Raw genomic sequence first — 20,880 nt, 5'->3', positions numbered from 1 at the left:
GGATTCCGAAGTGGCCGGACGGTTCCGATAGCATCCTGGTGAAGGCGCTGCGCTGAGGAGACCGTGGAGGAGGTTCGGCCGAGGTGAGATGGCTCCCGCCGGCCGCCGCTGTCCCTCGATGGGGGAGCGACGATGCCGCAGGCACCTGATCAGATCACGATCATGCTGGTCGACGACCATGCCCTGCTGCGTGAGGGACTCCGCGAGATCCTCGAGGCGCAGGACGACCTCGTGGTGGTCGCGGAGGCCGGCGACAGCGCGAGCGCCCTGGCGCAGGCCGCGGAGAAGCGCCCGAGTGTCATCCTGCTCGACGTCGAAATCCCCGGCGACGACGTGACCACGACGGTGCGGCGGCTCCGGACCGCCGCGCCGGAGTCCAAAGTGATCATCGTGAGCATGTACGACGGCCCCCAACTGCTGCGCAGCCTGCTCGTCGAGGGCGTCCGGGGCTACCTGCTCAAGAGCGTGCACCGGCAGGAGTTGATGTCGGCGATCCGCAGCGTCCACTTCGACCCGGGCCGCGTCATCCTCGCGGTCTCCAGGGAGAGCCTGGCCCAGGCGCAGGAGTCGTCGTCCGACCTGCTGTCCGCCCGTGAACGGGAGGTGCTGGAGCTGACGGCGCAGGCTCTGAGCAACACGCAGATCGCGTCCCGGCTCGGCCTGACGGAGGCCACCGTCAAGCGTCACCTGCGCAACATCTTCGTGAAGCTGGGGGCGGTGTCGCGCATCGACGCCGTGAACAAGGCGGCGGCGGCGTCGCTGATCACGGTCAAGGAACGGCCGCCCTCGATCCGTAGAACTGGGACCGCCCCGACCTGACCGCCGGGGCGGGACACCGCCTCAGGCCGCCTGCTGCGGTGCGGCCACCGCCATCTCGGGGCGCATCTCGGGCAGCGCGAGCAGGACCGGGGGGTCGAGCGGGCGCATCGGGCGGAGCTGAAGATCGGCGATCCGCGTCGTCCCCGCGTGCACGGTGACCGGACCGAGGTGGCTGATCGCCATCCTCTGGTCGTCGGCGGTCAGGCCGAACCCGTCGACCGCGGCGAGGCGGCCGGCGGCTGGACGGCCCGGCGTGTGCTGCGGCGAGCACGCGGTCACGTGCCATGAGCCCGGCGGGATGTCGTCGAGCACGTAGGGCCCGGGCCGGGGTACGACGATGCAGCGTGCCGGCTCGCCCTCGGGGACGCGGCCCGGGAACAGCCCGATGAAGACCGGTCCGGAGGCCGCCGTCTCGGTGAACGAGACGTCTCCGCGCAGCGACGCCCGCGTTTGCCCGGCGGCTCGGGGACCCCCGCTGCTCCGGCTGTCGGCGAAGGACGTCCACGGCCGCACCCCGCCGAGTCTCCGGTAGGTGCGCGGTGGCACCCCGACGCTGTAGGCGAACCGGGAGCTGAAGGTGCCGACGCTGGTGTAACCGACCATGTGGCTGATGTCGGTGACCGTCAGCGAGGTCGACGTGAGGAACTGCTTGGCCTTCTGCAGCCGCACGGCGGAGAGAAATCGTCCGGGCGTGAGTCCGGTGACCCGCTGGAAAATCCTCGTGAAATGGAACTTGCTGTACATGGCGGTGCGTGCCAGATCATCGATGCAGAGTTCCTCGCCATAACTTTCGTGAATGGCCTCGATAACGTGTTCAACGGCTCGCTCGACCGCCTGCTCGACCGCTTGCATGAGATCTCCACAGTTGTCAGCTTCAATCGTACGCTTGTCGGTTGCTATCAGCGTCGTCAATGAATTCGGTATTCGCCAGAGCTATGCGGTGGCGCAAGGTGGCTAGGCCCGGCCTACCCGGGTGGCTAGGTATGCCGGTGACGCCGACCGATTCTTTTCGCCGGCCGTGGCGGCACGGAACAATGGGGATCGGAAACAGATTGCCGACCACTTGTCGTCGCCGTTAGGGAGCACGTCATGGCGGGCATTTTTCGCCGGGTCGCACGTCGCAGCTCGCTGGCCCAGATCCGGCACATCGACCCGGTCAGGCCGGAGGCCGCCACCGGCCTCGTCGCGGGGGTGTACGACCGTCTCGAGCGGGAGTTCGGGATGCTGGCGCCGCCGATCGCGCTGCACTCGCCGGCTCCGGACGTGCTCGGTGCCTCCTGGCTGATGCTGCGGGAGACGCTCATCGCCACCGGGCGGGCTGACCGGGCGACCAAGGAGGCGGTTGGTACCGCGGTCTCCCGGGGCAACACCTGTCCGTACTGCGTGGAGGTGCACAGCGCCACGCTGCGGGGCCTCGCGCCCGGCCCCGGCCTCGCGGAGATCGACGCCTGGGCGGAGAGCTGCGGACACGCCGGCAACCGGCGGGACATGCCGTTTCCGGCCGGGCACGCTGCGGAACTCATCGGAGTGGTCGTCTCCTTCCATTACCTCAACCGCATGGTCAACGTGTTCCTCCGGGAGTCGCCGTTCCCGTCCGATCTGCCGGTCCCGATGCAGGGCCGGCTGCTCCGGCTGTTGGTCCGGATCCTCGGCCCTCACACCCGGGCGGCCCGCCGCCCGGGGGAGTCGGTGGATCTGCTGCCCCCGGCCACGGCACCCGCGGATCTGAGCTGGGCCGCCGGCAGCCCGCACGTCGCTGAGGCGTTCGCGCGGGCGACCGCCGCGGTCGATGCGGCCGCCGAGGCGACGGTTCCGGTCTCCGTCCGCGAGCTGGTGCTGTCCGAGTTGTCGGGGTGGTCCGGCGACGCCCCGGGGATGAGCCGTGCCTGGGTCGAGGACGCCGTCTCCGCGCTCTCCGCCGCCGACCGGCCGGCGGGGAGGTTGGCCCTGCTGACCGCGCGGGCCTCGTATCAGGTCGGACCGTCGGTCGTCGCGGAGTTCCGGGACGGCCGACCCGCCGACCGGGCACTTGTCGAGCTGACCTCCTGGGCGAGCCTGGCGGCCGCGCGGCGCGTCGGGAGCTGGACGTGGGACGCGCTGCGCGGCCGCCCGGAGTTCAGCGGCGGGGGTTGACGGAGGCCTTCCCGGAGCGGAACTCGCGGACCCGGCCGAGCCACTCGATGATCAACGATTCGACGAGTCCGGGCTGCTCGTGCGGCAGCGCGTGGCCGGCGCGGTCGAGGACGGCGAACGTCGCCCGGGGATAGTGTTCGAGCAGGTCCCACGGCCCGGCGTATCCGACCATGGAGTCCTGGCGCCCGGTGATGATCAGGGCCGGGCCGGGGAACGGCGAGCCGTTCTCGGGGCTGGTGCTGAACATCCAGTTGGCCCCCATCCGTTCCAGGCCGGCCTCGTCGAGCAGGGCTTGGGACGGCACGACGTACTTCTTGTACTGACGCACGGTCTCCCGTGACTGCACGACGAAGTAGTCCCGGAACTCCCGCGCGTCCTTCGGCTCGAGTTCCTCGGCCGGATCGGCCGAGGAATGCAGCACCTGATGCCCGGGGAGCTTCTGGAAGCTCTCGCCGAGCGGGCAGATCAGCGCCATTCCGGCCACCTGCTCCGGGCGCCGTCCGGTGATGGCCCGCGCGAAGTAGCCGCCGGCGGAGTGGCCGATGACCAGGAACGACTCGTCGCCGATCACGCCGTCGACGAACGCCAGCATCAGATCGAGGACGTCGTCGCTGCTGTTCAGCTTCTCCGGCGCCGGGGTGCGGCCCATCCCCGGCAGGTCCGGGTACACGCGCCGGTACTCGTGTGTGCGGCCGAACACCGGATCGATGCTGCCCAGCATCTCCCGGTGGTCGACGTTCGCACCGTGCAGGACCAGGATCGGCATGCCGTCGCCACGCTGAGCGAAATGGACGGGGACACCGAGTGCTTCGTGCTCCATGACTGCCAACCTGTCGAGTGTGGAGGGACTTGCGTGGACGGTCACTGGGATTGCGCGACGATCCCGTCGGTGAGCGCCACCGCGACGGCCTGCGTGCGGTTGGGGCAGTTGAGTTTGGCCAGCACGTTCGACACCAGGCGCTTGACGCCATGCTGGGAGACGCTCAGCCGCCGTGCGATCTCCTTGTTGCTCAGCCCTTCGACGAGCAGCTGCAGGACCTGACGCTCCCGCGGCGTCAGGTTCGTGCCGGCCGTCGCCGGCCGCAGGCCGCCCTCGCGGGCCCGGGTCAGCAACCGGTTCGCCAGCATCGCCGGCACCGGCATCATCCCGTCGGTGACGCCGGTGATGGCCATCGCCAGCGACGCGGACGTGAGTTCCTCCTGCACGATGAAGCCGTCGCTCGGAATGGCGATGATCCGGTCCAGGGTGTCCTCCTGATCCCGGTTCAGCAGGATCAGAACCTTCAGTCCACGATTACCGGCATCGCGCGCCAGCCTTTCGGTGGCGTCGTTGCCGAGATCTCCGTATCGCAGGATGAGAACGTCGAGATTCCATTCCCGCGATACCGGGGTGATCCACGGAATGGAATCCGGGGAACCCCAGATGTGCACCCTGTCGACTATCGACAGGGAGTCCAGCATGACGGTGAGCCCGTGCCGGATACATTCGTCGGCCACCAGGATTCCCACCCGGAAAGGCCTCGGTCTTGGATGCCACGTTTCCAACTGCTGAACCACCATGGCTGACTCGCTATCATGTCGGCGCATTGCCTGGCACTTCGGTCGCGCTTGTCACCTAGGAACCCTAGGAGTTCCGGAGGGCGCCGTTCAACCGAACCGCCGAAGGGTGCACCCGGGGTATCGAAAGACGTAGCCGGCGCGATCCATGCGACGCGGGTTCGGCTGCCCTGAGCGGGTCGCATCGGCCTTCCCGGCCCGTCTCCCGCGGCCGCCGCCGGTCGGCACCTCAGGAGAAGACCGGGCCCGCCGCCGGCCGCATGCTGGAGCCCGGCGGTTTGGGAACTCGTCCGGAGGAGGAACCGATGACCGATCCGCAGGACTCGTACGGGGATCTGGCCGCGGAAGGCGGCGGGATCGGGACGGTCGCCGGCGGTATGTGTGACGGACGATCCCGTCCGGATCTCTCCGGGTGGGTCTCCGAAGTCACCCGGCAGCCTGCTCCGCGCACCCGGCGCGCCCGGTCCGCCGATCTGCGGTGGACCTCCGTCTGTTGGTGAGAGGAATGGGAATGTTCGAGGACAACTCGTCGTGGGGTGATGCCGGGGCCATCCTGGCGGCCGCCGGGGTGACGGAGGACCCGTCGTACTACCGGCAGTTCACGCGGGCCGATGAAAAGGCCGCGCTGACCGTCGGACAGCGGATCCAGGCCGCCTGGGCGGCCAACGACGCGGACCGATTCGCTGACGTGTTCGCCGGGAACGGCAGCCTGCTGATGCGCGACGAGCAGCTGACCAGCCGGGCGGAGATCCGGTCCTACATGGCCGCGGGTTTCGCCGGACCGTTCCGCGGCGCCCGGGTCACCGGCTGGCCGCTCGAGGTCAGGTTCCTCAACAACGACGTCGCGGTGTTCGTCACGCAAGGCGGCATCGTGCTGTCCACCGACGACGGACTGCAACCGCGGAATCAGATCAGGGCGACCTGGGTGGTCGTCCGGCGCGGGCCCGGCCGGCTCGAACTGCTGTCGCATCAGGGCAGCCCGATCAAGGGCTGACGAAGACGCGGTGACACGGCTCGCCGCAAGCACGAAGGTGCCCGTCCGGAGAGCCGGGCCGACGATGGTGTGGCGACGCAGGGGCCGCCTCTCACCGGCTCCACTCCGAAGTTCCACCGGTCTACTCGAATGGGAGTTCCGACATGTCGACAAGCACGTCGCAGGATGTGGCTGGCAAGAATGACGCGCTGGACGCCTACTACGGTCAGTTCACCAGCGACAAGGAGAAGGAGGCCCTCGGTCTGCCGCTGCGGCTCGTCGCCGCGTGGTCGCGGAACGACGCGGCCGGCATCGCGGAGGTGTTCACCGAGGACGGCATCATGATCCTGCCGGGTGACGTCTTCAAGAAGGGCCGGGACGAGGTTCTCGCGTTCATGGCCGCGGCCTTCGCGGGACCATTCAAGGGCACCGGCGTGACCGGCCGGCCGGTGGACGTGCGATTCGTCGCCGACGATGTCGCGCTCATCCGCACCCACGGCGGGATCCTCGCGCCCGGCGAGACCGAGATCGCCCCCGAACTGGCCGTCCGGTCCACCTGGGTGACCGTCAAGAGGAACGGCAAGTGGCAGCTCGCCGCCTATCAGAACAGCCCCCGTGGCGAGGGCGCCACGCTCCGCTGGTGACATCCACACCGCATCACGGCAAGGGAGGACCACGATGACCGAGAAAGCAGCGTCGCTCGTCGAGAGCGCCAAGCAGTGGGCGACCTACTACGGCGAGTACCCCAACGGCGAGCGCGGAGCCGCCCTCACCGCGGCTCTGCGCGTGCGCGCCGCGTGGGAGTCCAACGACGCGGACGCCTTCGCCGACATGTTCGTCGACAACGGCAGCATGCTGGTCGGCGACCTCCAGTTGACCGACCGTGAGCAGATCCGGTCGTACATGGCGGAGGCTTTCAGCGGTTCCCTGCGCGGAACCCGGCTGACCGAGGAGCACCTCGAGATCCGCTTGCTGACCGACTCCGTCGCGGTGGCCGTCACCGACGGCGGGATCATCCCCGCCGGTGGTGACTCCGTCGCGGCCGACGACAAGGTCCGGGGCACGTGGGTCATCGTCAAGACCGGCGGCGACTGGCGGATCGTCTCGCGGCAGACCAGCCCGATCAAAGGCTGATCCCGGGTTCGTCCCGACCTGACGGATTGCGAGTGAAACCGTGAAAGCTCTCGTGCTGGCGGGTGGGTCCGGCACCCGCCTGCGCCCTTTCAGCCACTCCATGCCGAAGCAGCTCATCCCCCTCGCGAACCGGCCGATCCTCGAGTACGTTCTCGAGGACCTTCGCGGGCTGGGGGTCGCCGAGGCCGGCATCATCGTCGGGCGCTGGGCCGCCGAGATCCGCGCGGCGATCGGCGACGGCAGCCGGTTCGGCATGCGGGTGCACTACATACAGCAGGACGCGCCACTGGGGCTGGCCCACTGTGTACAAGTGGCCGAGCCGTTCCTCGGTGCCGACGACTTCGTCATGTACCTGGGCGACAACGTACTCCCGGACGGGATCGCCGAGGTCGGCATGCAGTTCCAGGCCCGCCGGCCGGCGGCCCAGATCGTGGTGCAGAAGGTCGCCGATCCGCACCGGTTCGGGGTCGTCGAGATCGGCCGGGACGGCGCGGTGGAGCGGCTCGTCGAGAAGCCCGCCCACCCGCGGTCCGACCTGGCGATTCTCGGGGTGTACTTCTTCACCGCGGCGATCCACCGGGCGGTGGCGTCCATCGCCCCGGGCCGCCGGGGTGAACTGGAGATCACCGATGCCGTGCAGTGGTTGCTCGCCAGCGGTGCGGCGGTCGAGGCCAGCCGCTACGACGGCTACTGGCGGGACATCGGGCGTCCCGAGGACGTGCTCGCCTGCAACGCCCGGCTCCTGGGGCACCTCCGGCCGGCTGTCACCGGCGAGGTGGACGGCGCCAGCCGTGTTACCGGGCGCGTGGTGATCGAGGCCGGCGCCCGTATCGTCCGCTCCCGGATCGAAGGCCCGGCGATCGTCGGAGCACATACCGTCATCGAGGACAGCCGGATCGGCCCAAACACCTCCATCGGCCGTGACTGTGTCCTCTCCCATACCGACCTGGCCGGGTCCATCGTCCAGGACGGCGCCTCCATCTCGTCGGTCCGCGGCCTGCGGAGTTCGGTCATCGGCCGCTCAGCGGCCGTGCGCTCCCTCGACCGTGGAAGTCCCTACCACCGCCTGGCCATCAGCGATCACGTCAGCCTCGAGTTGGCCGGATAGCCCCATCGAACCATGCCTGACAGGGCATCGGCCGAGACGCCGGGACCATGGGTGCCGGGCCGACGGGCCACGCCACGTTGACAAGGGTTCATCCGTCAGGAGGAGAATCATGACCATCACCGCGGAGCGGACCGGCATCACGACGTTCCGGGGCAAGCCCGTCACCCTGCTCGGCAGCGCCGTGCGCGTGGGTGACCGGGCTCCCGACTTCACCGTCGTGGCCAACGACATGTCGCCGGTGACGCCGGCCTCCTCGGCCGGCTCGGTGCGGATCGTCTCCACCGTGCCGTCGCTGGAGACCCCGGTCTGCGACCAGCAGACGCGGCGCTTCACCGAGGAGGCCGGCGGCATCGACGGCGTCCAGGTGCTGACGATCTCCGTCGACCTGCCGTTCACCCAACGGAGGTGGTGCGGTGACGCCGGCCTGGCACACGCGCGGACCCTGTCCGACTACCGCGAACTCTCCTTCGGCCTCGCGTACGGGGTGGTGATCAAGGAGCTGCGCCTACTGGCCCGGGCGGTCTTCGTGATCGATGCCGGCGATCGCATCGTGTACGCGGAGTACGTGCCGGCCGTCGAGCAGCACCCGGACTACGAGGCTGCGATCGCCTCGGCGCGGGCCGTCCGAGCCTGACGGACGCGCACGTCAGGAGATGTTCCGGGGCCCGCCGACGGCGACGCTGGAAACCCACAGAGCGAACCAGGTTGGGAGGAAATTCCCGTGCGCGTGCTTTTCGTACCGGTCATCAACAGGTCCCAGGCCTTTCTCATGACGCCCTTGGCGTGGTCGATGCGCAACGCCGGGCATCAGGTCCGGGTCGCCATCCAGCCCGACATGGCCGACTACATCGCCTCCATCGGCCTGACGCCGGCGCCCGTAGGCCGGCCACGGCCGGAGATGAAGCAGGACATGGAGGACGCGGAGCCCGAGCAGGACCCGGTCGCTCCGGCGACCGACCCGCTGACCCGCCCGAAGTCGGTGCAGACCGAGTACGGGTGGGGCGACCCGGCGGCGACGCTGCACCATCTCGCCTTCGACTTCTTCAAGATGCTCAGCCCGGACGCGCTGATCGACGAGACGGTGGAATACGCCCGCCGCTGGCGCCCTGACCTGATCATCTGGAACACCCTGGCGTTCTCCGGCGCGGTCGCCGCCCGGGTCACCGGCGCGGCGCACGCGCGCATGCCCTGGGGCGTCGACACGCTGGCGCAGGTGCGCGCGGACTTCCGGCGCGCCCGGGCCGGCGGCGCCACGACGCCCGATCCGATGGAACAGTGGCTGCAGCCGATCCTGCAACGGCACGGTGCCCGGTTCGACGAGGAGATGGTCCTCGGGCAGTGGACCATCGACCCGGCGCCCCAGTGGATCCACCACACCCAGCGCGCCGGGGTGCACTACGTTCCGATGCGTCACGTCGCGTTCAACGGCCCGGCCACGGTCCCGGACTGGGTGCACGACCAGCCCACCCGTAAGCGGGTCTGCCTGACCCTCGGGGTCTCCAACCGCGAGTCGCACGGGGTGGAGTCCTCGGCCCGGGCGCTGCTCGAGGCGGTTGAGGACCTCGACATCGAGGTGGTCGCCACGTTCAACGAGCGGCAGCTCGGCGGGACGACGGCCGGTCTGCCGGACAACGTGCGCGTGGTGGACTTCGTGCCGCTGGCCGCACTGTTGCCGACGTGCTCGGCGATCGTGCACCACGGCGGCCCGGGAACGTTCTCCACGGCGCTGGAGTACGGCGTGCCGCAGCTGATCGTGAACGGCACCTACTGGCACGTGAAGTGGTGGGGCTCGATCGCGATGGCCAACGGCCTGGAGGAGCGTGGCGCCGGCGTCTACGTCTCCGACGGCGACAACCTGACTCCCGACAAGCTGCGCAAGCAGCTCATCCGGGTGCTGGACGATCCGTCCTTCGCGCGCAACGCGGAGCAGCTGCGGATCGAGCAGCTGGGTGTGCCCAGTCCGAATGAGATCATTCCGTCGCTGGAGCGGCTGACCGCGGAACACCGGGCCCGCGCGACCCGCTGAGGCAAGTCCGGGAACGACGGTCCCCGCGCTGCCGGTGAGCGGCGCGGGGACCGTCTGGTGTCTTCTCAGCCCGGCACGTTGGTGCTGGCCGCGGCGAGCACCTTCCACTCGCCGTCCGCCTTGGTGAAGGTCAGCGCGGTGAAGAAACGCTCCGTGAAGTCGGCGAAGGTCAGCGTGCAGTCCAGGACCACCACCGCGGTGTTGTCGGTGACCACCGTCTTCAGCGGTTCGAAGGCCGAGGTGAACTCCATCTCGAAGAGCACGCGGAACAGCTCGGCGACCTCGGCCCGGCTCCACTGGACGTCGCCGCCGGCGTCGATCTTCGTCACGTCCTCCCGGTAGAACCCGAGGAAGGTCTCCACGTCCCGGGCCCGGAACGCCTCGTCGTAGCGGCGGTACACCTCTTCGAATTCCTGCTCGGCGCGCGTCCTCGCCAGTGTGCCTTTTCCCGTGCCGTTCTGCTCCGCCATGGTGAAAGACCTTTCGTCGATTCAGGGTTGTCCGTCGAAATCGTATGAGCGAGATCGGGAACACCTTTGTTCCAGAGTGCGGAGAATGGCGCGCAAGTGTGCAACCTGGAAGTGTGGGCGGCGTCGGACGGTGCTCCATCATGGTCCTGAAAAGGAATGGAGGAAAAGTGTCAACCTATGACTACGTGATCGTCGGCGCCGGTTCGGCCGGGTGTGTGCTGGCGTCCCGCCTGAGCGAGGATCCCGACATCTCGGTGTGCCTGATCGAGGCGGGCCCCGCGGACACCGCGCAGAACATCCACGTCCCGGCGGCATTCTCGAAGCTCTTCCGGACCGCGCTGGACTGGGACTACGACAGCCACGACGAGCCCCACCTCGGCCGGCGCCGCGTCTACCTGCCGCGCGGCCGGGTGCTCGGTGGCACCAGCTCGATCAACACACAGATCTACATCCGCGGCAACCGGCTCGACTACGACGAGTGGAAGCAACCGGGCTGGAGCTTCGACGAACTGCTGCCCTACTTCAAGCGCTCGGAGGACAACGAGCGGGGCGAGTCGCACTACCACGGTGTGGGCGGACCGCTCGCGGTCTCGGAGAACCGCTCGCGCAACCCGATGTCGACGGCCTTCGTGGAGGCCGCGATCGAGGCGGGGCACGGCGCGAACGACGACTTCAACGGCGCCGAGCAGGACGGCTTCGGCTACTTCCAGCTGACGCAGAAGGACGGTCGCCGGGCCAGCTCCTCGACCGCGTTCCTGCACTCGGTGCTGGGCCGGCCGAACCTGACGATCGAGACGAACCTGCAGGTCCACCGGGTCCTCATCGGCAACGGTACGGCGACCGGCGTGACCGGGTACCGCCTCGACGAGGAGTTCACCATCCGGGCGGAGCGGGAGGTCATCCTCGCCGCCGGCACCTACAACTCACCGCAACTGCTGATGCACTCCGGTATCGGCCCGGCCGCCGGCCTCGCTCCGCTGGGCATCCCGGTCGTGGCGGACCTGCCCTACGTCGGCCAGAACCTGCAGGACCACATCCTCATCCCGTTGATCTTCACGCATGAGCACCCGATCAGCATGCTGGCCGCCGGCGCGCCGGAGAACCTGCAGCAATTCCTGTCCGAGGGACGTGGCCCGCTCACCTGCAACGGTCCCGAGGTCGGCGGCTTCGGCCGTACGTCCGCCGGGCTGCCCGCGCCGGACGTGGAGTTCCTCTCGGCGCCGGTGATGTTCGTCGACACCGGGCTCGGCATCCCGACCTCGCACGCGGTGTCCTTCGGCCCGTCGATGCTCACCCCGCGCAGCCGCGGCAGCGTGACCCTGGCCTCCGAGGACCCGACCACCAAGCCGCGCATCGTGCACAACTACTTCGCCGAGCCGCAGGACCTGGCCGACGCGGTGGTGGCCTTGCGGATGGCGTTGGAGATCTCCCGGCAGCCGGCCCTCGGCTCCTACACGGTGACGCCGTTCCGCCCGCCGGCCTCGGAGTCCGACGCCGACCTGGTCGACTACATCCGCCGCTACACCCACTCCATCTTCCACCCGGTCGGCACCTGCGCGATGGGTTCCGTGGTCGATCCCGAGCTGCGGGTCCTCGGCGTGACCGGGCTGCGCGTCGCGGACGCCTCGGTGATGCCGGCCATCACGCGCGGCAACACCAACGCCCCGGCCATCATGATCGGTGAGAAGGCCGCCGACCTGATCCGCCGGCCGGCCGCCTGATCACGGGCACACGAGAACGCCGCGGTCGCGCTCGGCGACCGCGGCGTTCCGGGTGAGTGCCGGCTACCGGGGACGCCGGCCGAGGACCGCCACGGACAGCGCGACGGTGGCCAGCGATCCCAGGCCGAGCGCGAGGAACACCTGGGAGTCGAACTCCTCGAACAGCCACACCGCGACCAGCGGCCCGAGTACGAGGCCGGTGTCGGAGAACATGCCGAAGATGCCCCACGCCCGGCCCGAGCCGCCGCCGTGCTGCTGGATGCCGGTCCGCGCGATGAGATAGATGTAGGCCTGACCGACCATGAAGAAGCCGACCGCGATCAGGCCCCACATGAGGTCGTTCACCATGCTCAACGCCATCGTGGACACGCCGAGCACGGCGAGCCCGGGTCCGGCCATGCGCGGCATCCGCCAGCGGCCGGGCAGCTTGGCGATCAACGGGTTGGCGGCCGCGAACACCACCATGCCGAAGCCGAGCACCCACGCCGACCGGCCGGTCGGATCCGGGTGGGTCAGTTCCAGGTAGAGCGGCACCAGCGGCTCCATGGCCGCCCAGAGCAGGTTCGCGAACAGGTCGATGATGCCGAAGAAGGCGACGGCGCGCAGCATCGTGGCCCATCGGACCGGCCCGGACGCGGGCTCGTCCTCGGCGGGCCGGCTGCGTGCCCGGTCGGGCAGGACGAACCACGCGGCCACCGCGTTGACCACGGTCAGCGCCGCGGTGCCGGCCAGCACCGCCTGGTAGCCGGCGAACGGGTGCACCAGCCCGACCAGGAACGGACCGCCCGCGAAACTCAGCACCGCGACGCTGCCCAGCTTCGCGTAGCCGCTCGCGGGGTCGCGCCCGTGCTCGGCTGAGATCACGGTCAGCGCCCGGTACAGCACCGGGGTGAGCACGCCGTCGGCGGCCCCCCAGATCAGCCGGCCGGCGATCGCCGGGTAGGCGGACTCCGCGACGATGATCAGCACCATGCCGGCGGCGGCCGTGGTGAGTCCGAGCAGCGCGGTGGTGCGCAATCCCCAGATGTCGGCGAGGAAGCCGCCCAGCGGCTGGCCGGCGACCTTGGCCAGGGCGAAGCCGACGAGGAACATCGTCAGGGTGGTCGCCGTCAGCCCGAGACGCTCGGACAGCCGGGGCAGGTACGGCAGCAACGCGGTGTAGCCGATGTTGGTGCCGACGATGGTGGTGAGCAGGAAGGCGAGGCGCCCCGAGTACCTCAGCCGTGCCGTACTGGTGTCGATCATCCGCGGGCCGAGTTCTGTGCGAGGTACTCGTGGATGCCCTTGTTCATCCGCTCCAGCGCCTCGGCGGTGTCCGGCCGTGACCCGACCAGGTAGACCAGCGCCCACACGTCGCAGCCGCGGAAGGCGTGACGTTCCTTCCAGGCGTAGTTGCAGCGACCGACGTTGATCACCGCGGCCTCGTGGGCGACCGCGTAGCGCACCGACTCGTACACCAGGAAGGCGTAGGTGTTCAACTCGTGCAGCCGGTCGTTGTTCAGCCCCGCGATGACCAGGCTGAGTTCGCCCCGGTAGAGGAAGCAGTAGAAGGCGCCGACCATCCGGCCCTCGTGCTCGGCGACCAGCAGAACGGCGCCGGGTGCCGCGGCCAGGTTGCGGAACATCTCCGGCCCGTAGATGTTGTCGGTGTGCTTCTCCGAGGACTCGATCGCCAGCGCGGTGAACTCGTCGAGCGCCGGCGTCATCTCGATGCCGGTCAGAATCTTGATCTGTACGCCGCTCTCCGCGGCCCTGCGCCACTGCCGGCCCAGCTCGCGGCGCACCTTGGAGGTCATCCGGCCGAGGAACGCCGCCTCGGAGCCGCCGACCGGCGCCTCGTAGGCCTGGTCCAGCAGGACGGCCTGACCGGACGGGCGGACAGCGGTCCAGGCCTCCAGCTCGTCGCCGGTGAGGTTGGCCAGCACGAGCGCCTCGGCGCCCCACCGTTCGGCCTGCTCCAGGCCCAGGTCCACGGTGCACGCCCGGTAGGCGGCTGAGCTGCCGCCCGCACCGCCGTGCACACCGTAGACGGTGGAGGAGAAGACCACCGGACCGGAGAAGACGCCCGGCACTCCGGCCACGTCCTCGTAGTCCCGCCAGATCGGCGAGTGGTCCACCAGGTAGAACGGCACCAGTTCGGACTCGGCGCCACCCTCGAGGATCAGGTGCCGGAACGCGCGTATCCGCTCGGTGTACACCCCCTCCCAGGCCCGGGCCCACCCGACTGTCGTGCAGAAGTGCCGGCCGTCGAAGGTTCCGGCCGGCACCGCGGCTGCCGAGTCGGCCCAGCGGGAACGTACGGTGTCAGACATAGCTCACCCTCCGGACAGACGGTCGAAGCGTCGATCATGAGGCGACGCTGCTCAGACTGGCGGTCAAAGACCCAGCCTGACGACCCGGCGGCGGCGATTCTTCTTCCAGAGAGCGGTCCTGCCCGGCGGCCCGGCAACGTCCGCAGCACAAGTCGACGCCATTGCCGGGCGATGGCATTCTCGGAGATGCGGCGCAATTTTCAGCGAGCCGAGGATGGCGTGGTGAAGTCACCCCGACTGCAAAAAGAAATGTATGACGCCGTCATTGTCGGTGCGGGTCACAATGGCCTCGTGTGCGCGGCCCGTCTAGCGCGGGCCGGCCGGCGGGTCGCCATTGTCGAGAGACGCGACGTGGTGGGCGGCGCCTGCGTCACCGAGGAATTGATTCCGGGCCACCGATTCTCCACGGCGAGCGTGGTGACCGCGCTGTTCCCGCAGGACCTGATCAATGATCTGGACCTCGCCGGGCACGGCCTGGAGATCGTGGAGCGGGACCCCTCGGTGACCGCGCTCTTCCCCGGCGGGCGCACCCTGACACTGGGCGCCGACGAGGCCGCCAACGCCACCGAGATCGGTAAGTTCTCCACCCGCGACGCGAAGGCGTACGCCGAGTTCGGGCGGACCATGCGCCGCCTGGCCCAGGTGGTCGAGCCGTACCTGACCGGCCCGTCCCGTACACCGTTGTTCCGGGACATCCCGGCGCTGCGGACCGCGCTGAGCACCGCCACGGCGCTGTCCGACGAGGATCTGCGGCTGCTCGTCACGGCGCTGTTCGGCAGCGCGCGGGAACTGCTCGACGAATGGTTCGAGTCCGACGAGGTGAAGGTGCCGCTGTGCACCGAGGGGACGACCGGCTTCGACGGCGGGCCGTCCGCACCGGGCAGCGCGTACCTGATGCTCTACCACCAGCTCACCACGGGCGAGTGGGGGCGGCCCGCGTGGGGCCACGTCCGGGGCGGTATGGGCGGCATCACGCGGGCCCTGGCCGCGGACTGCCGGCGGCACGGCGTCGACATCATCACCGGGCGGCCGGTGACGCGAATCCGGGTCGGGTCCGACGGTGCGGAGGCCGTCGAGCTCAGCGACGGAGGCGAGCTGACGGCGCGGGCGATCGTCTCGGCAGCCGACCCGCGGACGACGTTCGAGCGCCTCGTGGACGCCGACGCCGTGCCCGTCGGCTACCGCAGCGTGATCACCGGAGCCCTCTACCCGGGCATCGCCGCCAAGCTGCACCTGGCCCTCGATCGCCTGCCCCGGGTGCGCGGCCTCGACGACGCCGGACCGAACCTGCGCGGAACGATCATGATCATCCCGAGTCTCGACCACCTGGACCGGATCCACGCCGAGGCGCGGCGGGGCCGGGCGCCGGACGAGCCACAGGTGGAGTGCACGATCCCCAGCGTCCTCGACCCGGGCCTGGCCCCGCCCGGCGGGCACGTGATGAGCATGTACCTGCAATATGTGCCGCACACGCTCGCGGGGGCCGGCTGGGACGAGACCCGGGAGTCGTACATCGACCGCGTGCTGGAATACGTGGAGCCGTACCTCCCGGGCCTGACCGCCGCGGTCGTCGGTCGCAAGCTGGACACCCCGGCCGACCTGGAACGTGTGATCGGGCTGCCGGGCGGGAACCTCTACCACGGCGTCATGTCGCCGCTCGACCTGTTCGCCGGCCGTCCGGTCGCCGGGCTGCCCGACTACCACACACCCGTCCCGCGCCTGTATCTCTGCGGCTCCGGGACCCGGCCTGGCGGCGGCGTCTTCGGCGTGCCGGGCCGCAACGCGAGCGACGTGGTGCTGCGAGAACTGGAGGACGGTCATGACCGGTGACCAGTCGGCTGCGGACGCCGTGGCGCCGGACTACGGGCTCATCGCTCCCATCACCCTGCCCGCGGACGGCCGGATCCCCGACGAGGCCACCGGGGTGTCCAGCCCCGCCGAGTACGACGGGTACTTCCGCCTGCGCCGCGACCGGCCGGATCTGCAGGCGTGGTCACGGTCGTGCCTGGATGTGCAGCGCGGGATCCTCGCCGATCTGGCGCTGACCGACCTGTCGGCCGAGGACCGCTGCGACATCCTCGCCGGATGCCTGGTGGTGCTGCACACCACGCTCGAGCACTGGGTCGGTGTGTCCGGCACCCGTAGCCGGGAGGCGGCGTAGTGAGCCGGCGTTCCCCGGGCGACCGGGCTCCGGCCGGTCAGCCGGGTCCGCTGCGCGTCGTCGACGCGGCCGACACGGACCGGGCGGTGCTCCGCTGGAAGCTCGGCCACCAGCTGTTCCACCTGCATCTGACCGCGATGAACACGCTGCTGGTCGACGCCCACGCGGAACTCGAGTCCGGGCACTGGCCGGAGCTGACCGCATGTCTGGACCACCTTCGCGTGCTGTACGACGCGGCGACCGCGACGATGCGTTACGCCTCCGATTTCAGCCAGGGCACGTACGAGCGGATCATCCGGCCGTCGATGGCGCCGCCGTTCCTGAGCCCGGGCTTCTCCGGGACCCTCAATCTGGAGCACGAGCAGATGCTGGAGCGGTTCCGCGTGCTGCGCCGCCACCTCAAACAGATGCAGCTCGCCGGCACCGCGCCGGCCACGGTCGCCGAGGCCGGCGCCCGGTTGTGGCAAGCGCAGTCCCGCAACCGCAAGAACCATGTGCACGTGTGCGCGAAGTTCGTGCCCGAGGGCAAGTCGCTGCTCAACGACTACTTCCGGGAACAGCGCGAGAAGACCGACCGGGGGCAGCCGGCTGCGCCCGACGACGCGAGGGAAGACGACGTATGACTCAGTCCAGTGGCCGCGCCGTCCTCGTCACCGGTGCCTCCCGGGGGATCGGGCGGGCGATCGCCAAGGCGTTCGCCGCCAACGGCGACCGGGTGGCCGTCAATTACCACACCTCCGGCAAACTCGCCGAGGACCTGATCCGGGAGTTCCCCGGCGACGGCCACCTCGCCGTGCAGGCCGACGTCGCCGATCCGGAGGCGGTGGAACGCCTCGTCGAGACGACGGCGAGCGCCTTCGGCGGCATCGACGTCCTGGTCAACAACGCCGGGATCTTCACCGACGCGCCCGTCCTGTCGGCTTCCTACAAACAGTGGCAGGAGGCGTGGCGGGCGGAGGTCGAGGTCAACCTGCTCGGGTCGGCCAACGTCACCTGGTGCGCGGTGCGGCACATGGGTCCGGGCGGGCGCATCATCAACCTGTCCTCCCGGGGTGCCTACCGCGGCGAGATCAACAGTTCGGGTGGCGCGGCCAGCAAGGCCGGGCTGACGGCGATGGGACAGACGCTCGCGCTCGAACTCGGGCCGCGGGGCATCGCGGTGGCCGCGGTCGCGCCCGGCTGGGTCGAGACCGAGATGACCCAGCCGTACCTGACCGGCCCGGACTCGGACGAGATCATGGCGCAGAGCCCGTTCGGGCGGGTGGCCCGGCCCGACGAGGTGGCGTCGGCCGTCCTCTACCTCGCCTCGCCGGCGGCGGAGTGGGCCAGCGGCTCGGTGCTGCACCTCAACGGAGCCTCGTATCTGCACTGACTCTGTTCGGCCCGGCATCGGGCCGAGCCCGCCGGTCCCGGCGACCGGATCTCGCCGAGTCACGAAGGGTGCCACTGAACCTTCCCTTGGCGTCGGGCCGAGGGCGCCGGGCCGCCCGGTCCTGCCGCGGCGAGCAGGGTCACCGAACCCGTTGTGACGTGGCGCCGGACCGCCCGGCCCTCGCCGCGGCGCGCAGGGTCACCGAACCCGTTGTGACGTGGTGCCGGGCCGCGGTCCGGCACCACGGTGACACGGTCCACCGGTTTGGCGCCCTGATCGGGCGGACAGGCGGTCGCGCGACAGATGCGGCCCCATGCCCGTATACCTGATAAGCGGATAATGCAGGCAATTTCCGAGATGCACGGACATGGTGGTGGCGCCGACGATGTGGCAGAGCTACCCGGCTCACCACCACCCGTCGATCGGACGACTCCCCGCAGAGGTAGCGTACAAATGACTCATTCGAACGGTTCCGGACCCGTCGCCCTGGTCACCGGCGGCGCCCGCGGCATCGGCAGGACCCTCTGCGAGCGGCTCGCCCGCGACGGGGCCCGGGTCGTGGTCAACTACCGCTCCGACGCCGACGCCGCCCGCTCCCTGGTGGCGCAGCTCGAGGCCGGCGGCGCCACGGCGGTCGGCATCCAGGCCGACGTGAGCGATCCCGAGCAGGCGGCCGGCCTCGCCCGCGCGGCCGAGGAGCACTTCGGCGCGGGCGTGTCCATACTGGTCAACAACGTCGGTGAGTTCAGCCTCAGCCCGGTCGCCGCCACGTCCGCCGAGCGCTGGAACGACGTGATCAACAGCAATCTCAACTCGGCGTTCTACATGACGCGGGCCGTGCTGCCGTCCATGCGGGCCCAGCGGCACGGCCGCATCGTGATGATCGGCCTGTCCGCCTCCCTGCTGGTCCGCGGGGCGCCGCACATCGCGGCGTACTCCGTGGCCAAGACCGGGATCGCGGTGCTGACCCGGTCCCTGGCCGTCGAGGAGGCCCCGTACGGCATCACCGTGAACTGTGTCGCCCCGGGACTGATCGACAACGGCCACCTGCATCCCCGCCAGGCGGCCTGGATGTCCCGGCGCGTCCCGGCGGGGCGGCTCGGCACGGGCGACGACATCGCGGAGGCGGTGGCGTTTCTCGTCGCGAGCCGCGCCGACTACATCTCCGGCGCCACCCTCGCGGTGGCCGGCGCCTGGGACTGGGAGGACCGCCCCACCGATCACGACGCGGACGTGATCGAGGTATTCGAGGAGAAGCCGGCGAATGCCTGACACCGGCAGGCGCGCGCTGGGCGGCACCGCGGTCGCCGGCCACGTCGAGCACCTGATGATCCCCGGTCCGTGCCGGCTCGACCCGGCCGACGCCGAACTCCTCGGCGGACCGGTCCAGCCGCACTACGGACCGCCGTGGGCCGCCTACCTCGGGCGGGTCCTCGACGACCTGGGCGCACTGTTCGGCGCCGCACGCACCTACCTCCTTCCGGGGTCGGGCTCGGCCGGCCTGGACGCGGCGGTACTCAACCTCTTCGAGCCCGGTCAGCGAGTGGTCGTGGTGGGCTCCGGCTACTTCGGCGACCGCCTCGCCGCGATCGCGTCCGCGCACGGTCTGCGGGTGCGCGTCGTGCCATGCGTCCCCGGCCACCCGGTCGACGTGGACCGGGTGGCCGAGCTGATGCCCGGGAGCCACGGCCTGCTGGTGACCCACGTGGAGACCTCCACGGGGGTGCGCCACCCGGTGGAGCGGCTCGCCGCGGCGGCCCGGGCTGCCGGAGCGGTCACCCTGGTCGACGCCATCGCCTCAGCCGGCGGCGAGCACGTCGACATGGCGCGCATGGGCATCGACGCATTGGTCACCGCTTCGCAGAAGGGGCTCGGCGGCGCGGCCGGACTCGCCGTGGTGGCGCTCGGCGAGGACGGGCGGCGACGGGTCCGGAGCCGGTCGAGGCGCCCGGCCAGCTGGTATCTCGACCTGGCCACGTGGGACCACGCGGCCGCCGAGAGCCCGGACTGGGAGCCCACGCCGGTGACCATGCCGACCAGCCTGATCCACGTCCTGGGCAGCAGCGTGCGGCGTATCCGGACGGCCGGGGCCACCGCCTGGATCGACCGGCGCCGCCGCCTGGCCGCCGAGTGCCGCGCCGGTGTGCGCCGGCTCGGTCTGTCCGTGCCGGTGCCCGAGGAACACGCCGCGAGCCTGGTGGTCGTCGTCCGGCACCCGCGTGCCGACGAGATCCGGGCGCACCTCGCCGGCGCCGGGATCATGGTGGCCGGTGGGCTGAGCCCGTTCGACGGCGGAGCGTTCCGCATCGGACTCGTGGGGCGCACCGCGACCGCCTCGATGGTCGCGGTGCTGCTGGGCGAGATTGAGCGGGCCGTGCGGTGAGCATCGGGGAAGTAGAAGCGCCGGAAAAGGCGTGTGATGATCGGGAACAAAATTCGAGCGCGAGAGCGGAGAAATCACAATGGTAACCGTCGTGGAAACCTGGTTCATCAAGCCGGAATTCGTCGAGAAGGCGATTCCGATTATGCAGGAACTCGACGACATCGTCGGTCCGAATGCGCACGCCGACCCGGCCTGGGCCGGGCACGCCCATTTCTACCAGTACGACGAGAACCCGAACCACCTGATCATGATGTACCCGTGGCGCAGCCGCGAGGAGCACCGGCGGACGGTCGCCGTCGAGGACACCATGCTGGAATCGTTCACCGCCAAGTACTGCGAGCGGCCGCGGCGCGTGGAGTACCTCGAGGAACTGCCGGTCGAGGTGGACCACGACGACGATCACCACCACCACTGAGCCTTTTCCAACCTGATCTCGCAGGTCCGCCCGCATCGGCGTGGGGCGGTGATCGATGAGGGCGAGGCTCCAGGAGGACAGCAGACCGGCCAGCACCCGATGCCCGCGACCGGGAGCCTCGCCATGCTGTCCTGTCCGTCCACGATCTCGTTGTCCCGCCGGACCCTGAACCACCTCGCCGATCGCATCCGCACCGACCGCCACCAGCGCAGATCTCGATGGCGGCGGCTGAACCCGGGCCGCCGGGCACTTCTCGCCCTGGCCCATGCGGCGACGTTTCCGGCCGAAGCCGTCAC

The 20,880-nt window shown here is 70.1% G+C and carries 23 protein-coding genes and 1 pseudogene; 18 read left to right on the top strand and 6 right to left on the bottom strand.

The features are described 5' to 3' along the window. The first annotated feature begins 132 nt into the window (after positions 1-132). Positions 133-819 carry a response regulator transcription factor gene (locus tag AB0I88_RS20780; RefSeq protein ID WP_361026672.1) on the top strand — a complete coding sequence of 229 codons (687 nt, stop codon included), beginning with the start codon at positions 133-135 and terminating at the stop codon, positions 817-819. A 21-nt stretch (positions 820-840) separates the two neighbouring features. On the opposite strand, the gene AB0I88_RS20775 is transcribed toward AB0I88_RS20780, so the two are convergent. After that, positions 841-1,563, bottom strand: a complete 723-nt coding sequence (locus tag AB0I88_RS20775) for a helix-turn-helix transcriptional regulator (protein WP_361026669.1) — start codon at positions 1,561-1,563, stop codon at positions 841-843. On the opposite strand from AB0I88_RS20775, the gene AB0I88_RS20770 reads away from it, so the two are divergent. Together AB0I88_RS20770 and AB0I88_RS20765 are read left to right on the top strand one after the other, a co-directional pair. Next, positions 1,546-1,734 (top strand): hypothetical protein, encoded by a 189-nt coding sequence (locus AB0I88_RS20770; protein WP_361026666.1) that lies wholly within the window; start codon positions 1,546-1,548, stop codon positions 1,732-1,734. The two genes, AB0I88_RS20775 and AB0I88_RS20770, sit on opposite strands and share 18 nt — an antisense overlap. Before the next feature lie 174 nt (positions 1,735-1,908). Then, positions 1,909-2,952: a carboxymuconolactone decarboxylase family protein gene (locus AB0I88_RS20765; RefSeq protein WP_361026663.1), complete on the top strand. Its 1,044-nt coding sequence runs from the start codon at positions 1,909-1,911 to the stop codon at positions 2,950-2,952. Here the strand turns inward: AB0I88_RS20765 and AB0I88_RS20760 are convergent. Next, positions 2,936-3,772: an alpha/beta hydrolase gene (locus AB0I88_RS20760; RefSeq protein WP_361026660.1), complete on the bottom strand. Its 837-nt coding sequence runs from the start codon at positions 3,770-3,772 to the stop codon at positions 2,936-2,938. The genes AB0I88_RS20765 and AB0I88_RS20760 overlap by 17 nt on opposite strands. Before the next feature lie 41 nt (positions 3,773-3,813). Further along, positions 3,814-4,512: a response regulator transcription factor gene (locus AB0I88_RS20755; RefSeq protein WP_361026657.1), complete on the bottom strand. Its 699-nt coding sequence runs from the start codon at positions 4,510-4,512 to the stop codon at positions 3,814-3,816. 508 nt (positions 4,513-5,020) lie between these two features. Between AB0I88_RS20755 and AB0I88_RS20750 the strand changes: the two genes are divergently transcribed. The 6 genes from AB0I88_RS20750 (at position 5,021) to AB0I88_RS20725 (ending at position 9,750) form a co-directional block, all read left to right on the top strand. Next, complete coding sequence (locus tag AB0I88_RS20750) at positions 5,021-5,503, top strand: SgcJ/EcaC family oxidoreductase (RefSeq protein WP_361026654.1); 483 nt, start codon at positions 5,021-5,023, stop codon at positions 5,501-5,503. A 143-nt stretch (positions 5,504-5,646) separates the two neighbouring features. Further along, positions 5,647-6,126: an SgcJ/EcaC family oxidoreductase gene (locus AB0I88_RS20745; RefSeq protein ID WP_361026651.1), complete on the top strand. Its 480-nt coding sequence runs from the start codon at positions 5,647-5,649 to the stop codon at positions 6,124-6,126. Positions 6,127-6,160: 34 nt separating this feature from the next. Then, on the top strand, positions 6,161-6,616 hold the full coding sequence (locus AB0I88_RS20740) for an SgcJ/EcaC family oxidoreductase (RefSeq protein WP_361026648.1): 456 nt from the start codon (positions 6,161-6,163) through the stop codon (positions 6,614-6,616). A 40-nt stretch (positions 6,617-6,656) separates the two neighbouring features. Beyond that, positions 6,657-7,724: a glucose-1-phosphate thymidylyltransferase gene (locus tag AB0I88_RS20735; RefSeq protein WP_361026645.1), complete on the top strand. Its 1,068-nt coding sequence runs from the start codon at positions 6,657-6,659 to the stop codon at positions 7,722-7,724. A 109-nt stretch (positions 7,725-7,833) separates the two neighbouring features. Further along, positions 7,834-8,358 (top strand): thiol peroxidase, encoded by a 525-nt coding sequence (tpx, locus tag AB0I88_RS20730; protein WP_361026642.1) that lies wholly within the window; start codon positions 7,834-7,836, stop codon positions 8,356-8,358. 87 nt (positions 8,359-8,445) lie between these two features. Next, entirely contained in the window at positions 8,446-9,750 is a 1,305-nt protein-coding gene (locus AB0I88_RS20725; RefSeq protein ID WP_361026639.1) for an activator-dependent family glycosyltransferase, read from the top strand. Positions 9,751-9,815: 65 nt separating this feature from the next. Here AB0I88_RS20725 and AB0I88_RS20720 read toward each other — a convergent pair whose 3' ends face one another. After that, the gene (locus tag AB0I88_RS20720) at positions 9,816-10,220 is read right to left on the bottom strand and encodes an SgcJ/EcaC family oxidoreductase (RefSeq protein WP_361026636.1); all 405 of its coding nucleotides are present in this window, start codon (positions 10,218-10,220) and stop codon (positions 9,816-9,818) included. Positions 10,221-10,387: 167 nt separating this feature from the next. On the opposite strand from AB0I88_RS20720, the gene AB0I88_RS20715 reads away from it, so the two are divergent. Next, on the top strand, positions 10,388-11,941 hold the full coding sequence (locus AB0I88_RS20715; protein ID WP_361026633.1) for a GMC family oxidoreductase N-terminal domain-containing protein: 1,554 nt from the start codon (positions 10,388-10,390) through the stop codon (positions 11,939-11,941). A gap of 63 nt (positions 11,942-12,004) precedes the next feature. Here the strand turns inward: AB0I88_RS20715 and AB0I88_RS20710 are convergent, their stop codons facing one another. Further along, entirely contained in the window at positions 12,005-13,186 is a 1,182-nt protein-coding gene (locus tag AB0I88_RS20710) for an MFS transporter (RefSeq protein ID WP_361026630.1), read from the bottom strand. Further along, entirely contained in the window at positions 13,183-14,253 is a 1,071-nt protein-coding gene (locus AB0I88_RS20705; protein ID WP_361026627.1) for a GNAT family N-acetyltransferase, read from the bottom strand. The genes AB0I88_RS20710 and AB0I88_RS20705 overlap by 4 nt, the downstream gene beginning before the upstream one ends. A gap of 36 nt (positions 14,254-14,289) precedes the next feature. Between AB0I88_RS20705 and AB0I88_RS20700 the strand changes: the two genes are divergently transcribed. From AB0I88_RS20700 to AB0I88_RS20665, 8 genes and pseudogenes are all read left to right on the top strand, one after another. Beyond that, on the top strand, positions 14,290-16,083 hold the full coding sequence (locus AB0I88_RS20700; protein ID WP_361026624.1) for an NAD(P)/FAD-dependent oxidoreductase: 1,794 nt from the start codon (positions 14,290-14,292) through the stop codon (positions 16,081-16,083). Beyond that, positions 16,073-16,414 carry a hypothetical protein gene (locus tag AB0I88_RS20695; RefSeq protein ID WP_361026621.1) on the top strand — a complete coding sequence of 114 codons (342 nt, stop codon included), beginning with the start codon at positions 16,073-16,075 and terminating at the stop codon, positions 16,412-16,414. Before AB0I88_RS20700 ends, AB0I88_RS20695 begins: the two co-directional genes overlap by 11 nt. Beyond that, positions 16,414-17,037 carry a hypothetical protein gene (locus AB0I88_RS20690; RefSeq protein WP_361026618.1) on the top strand — a complete coding sequence of 208 codons (624 nt, stop codon included), beginning with the start codon at positions 16,414-16,416 and terminating at the stop codon, positions 17,035-17,037. The genes AB0I88_RS20695 and AB0I88_RS20690 overlap by 1 nt, the downstream gene beginning before the upstream one ends. Beyond that, the gene (locus AB0I88_RS20685) at positions 17,034-17,786 is read left to right on the top strand and encodes an SDR family oxidoreductase (RefSeq protein ID WP_361026615.1); all 753 of its coding nucleotides are present in this window, start codon (positions 17,034-17,036) and stop codon (positions 17,784-17,786) included. Before AB0I88_RS20690 ends, AB0I88_RS20685 begins: the two co-directional genes overlap by 4 nt. 453 nt (positions 17,787-18,239) lie before the next feature. Next, the gene (locus AB0I88_RS20680; protein ID WP_361026612.1) at positions 18,240-19,058 is read left to right on the top strand and encodes an SDR family oxidoreductase; all 819 of its coding nucleotides are present in this window, start codon (positions 18,240-18,242) and stop codon (positions 19,056-19,058) included. Then, on the top strand, positions 19,051-20,169 hold the full coding sequence (locus AB0I88_RS20675; RefSeq protein ID WP_361026609.1) for an aminotransferase class V-fold PLP-dependent enzyme: 1,119 nt from the start codon (positions 19,051-19,053) through the stop codon (positions 20,167-20,169). The genes AB0I88_RS20680 and AB0I88_RS20675 overlap by 8 nt, the downstream gene beginning before the upstream one ends. Positions 20,170-20,260: 91 nt before the next feature. Continuing rightward, entirely contained in the window at positions 20,261-20,584 is a 324-nt protein-coding gene (locus AB0I88_RS20670; protein ID WP_361026606.1) for a hypothetical protein, read from the top strand. Between the two features lie 123 nt (positions 20,585-20,707). Continuing rightward, positions 20,708-20,851: pseudogene (locus AB0I88_RS20665) on the top strand (IS5/IS1182 family transposase); the annotation flags it as partial. Positions 20,852-20,880: the final 29 nt, after the last annotated feature.

The organism is Actinoplanes sp. NPDC049802 (assembly GCF_040656595.1).
Taxonomy (GTDB): domain Bacteria; phylum Actinomycetota; class Actinomycetes; order Mycobacteriales; family Micromonosporaceae; genus Actinoplanes.
Note: the sequence above shows the minus strand (reverse complement) of the source record. Positions and strands in the feature narration are given on the sequence as shown.

Excerpts from the sequence above, each read along its gene's own strand:
- AB0I88_RS20780 (WP_361026672.1), top strand. The coding sequence starts at position 133 with ATGCCGCAGGCACCTGATCAGATCACGATCATGCTGGTCGACGACCAT.
- AB0I88_RS20770 (WP_361026666.1), top strand. The coding sequence starts at position 1,546 with ATGGAACTTGCTGTACATGGCGGTGCGTGCCAGATCATCGATGCAGAG.
- AB0I88_RS20775 (WP_361026669.1), bottom strand. The coding sequence starts at position 1,563 with ATGTACAGCAAGTTCCATTTCACGAGGATTTTCCAGCGGGTCACCGGA.
- AB0I88_RS20765 (WP_361026663.1), top strand. The coding sequence starts at position 1,909 with ATGGCGGGCATTTTTCGCCGGGTCGCACGTCGCAGCTCGCTGGCCCAG.
- AB0I88_RS20760 (WP_361026660.1), bottom strand. The coding sequence starts at position 3,772 with ATGGAGCACGAAGCACTCGGTGTCCCCGTCCATTTCGCTCAGCGTGGC.
- AB0I88_RS20755 (WP_361026657.1), bottom strand. The coding sequence starts at position 4,512 with ATGGTGGTTCAGCAGTTGGAAACGTGGCATCCAAGACCGAGGCCTTTC.
- AB0I88_RS20750 (WP_361026654.1), top strand. The coding sequence starts at position 5,021 with ATGTTCGAGGACAACTCGTCGTGGGGTGATGCCGGGGCCATCCTGGCG.
- AB0I88_RS20745 (WP_361026651.1), top strand. The coding sequence starts at position 5,647 with ATGTCGACAAGCACGTCGCAGGATGTGGCTGGCAAGAATGACGCGCTG.
- AB0I88_RS20740 (WP_361026648.1), top strand. The coding sequence starts at position 6,161 with ATGACCGAGAAAGCAGCGTCGCTCGTCGAGAGCGCCAAGCAGTGGGCG.
- tpx (WP_361026642.1), top strand. The coding sequence starts at position 7,834 with ATGACCATCACCGCGGAGCGGACCGGCATCACGACGTTCCGGGGCAAG.
- AB0I88_RS20720 (WP_361026636.1), bottom strand. The coding sequence starts at position 10,220 with ATGGCGGAGCAGAACGGCACGGGAAAAGGCACACTGGCGAGGACGCGC.
- AB0I88_RS20710 (WP_361026630.1), bottom strand. The coding sequence starts at position 13,186 with ATGATCGACACCAGTACGGCACGGCTGAGGTACTCGGGGCGCCTCGCC.
- AB0I88_RS20705 (WP_361026627.1), bottom strand. The coding sequence starts at position 14,253 with ATGTCTGACACCGTACGTTCCCGCTGGGCCGACTCGGCAGCCGCGGTG.
- AB0I88_RS20700 (WP_361026624.1), top strand. The coding sequence starts at position 14,290 with ATGAGGCGACGCTGCTCAGACTGGCGGTCAAAGACCCAGCCTGACGAC.
- AB0I88_RS20695 (WP_361026621.1), top strand. The coding sequence starts at position 16,073 with ATGACCGGTGACCAGTCGGCTGCGGACGCCGTGGCGCCGGACTACGGG.
- AB0I88_RS20685 (WP_361026615.1), top strand. The coding sequence starts at position 17,034 with ATGACTCAGTCCAGTGGCCGCGCCGTCCTCGTCACCGGTGCCTCCCGG.
- AB0I88_RS20680 (WP_361026612.1), top strand. The coding sequence starts at position 18,240 with ATGACTCATTCGAACGGTTCCGGACCCGTCGCCCTGGTCACCGGCGGC.
- AB0I88_RS20675 (WP_361026609.1), top strand. The coding sequence starts at position 19,051 with ATGCCTGACACCGGCAGGCGCGCGCTGGGCGGCACCGCGGTCGCCGGC.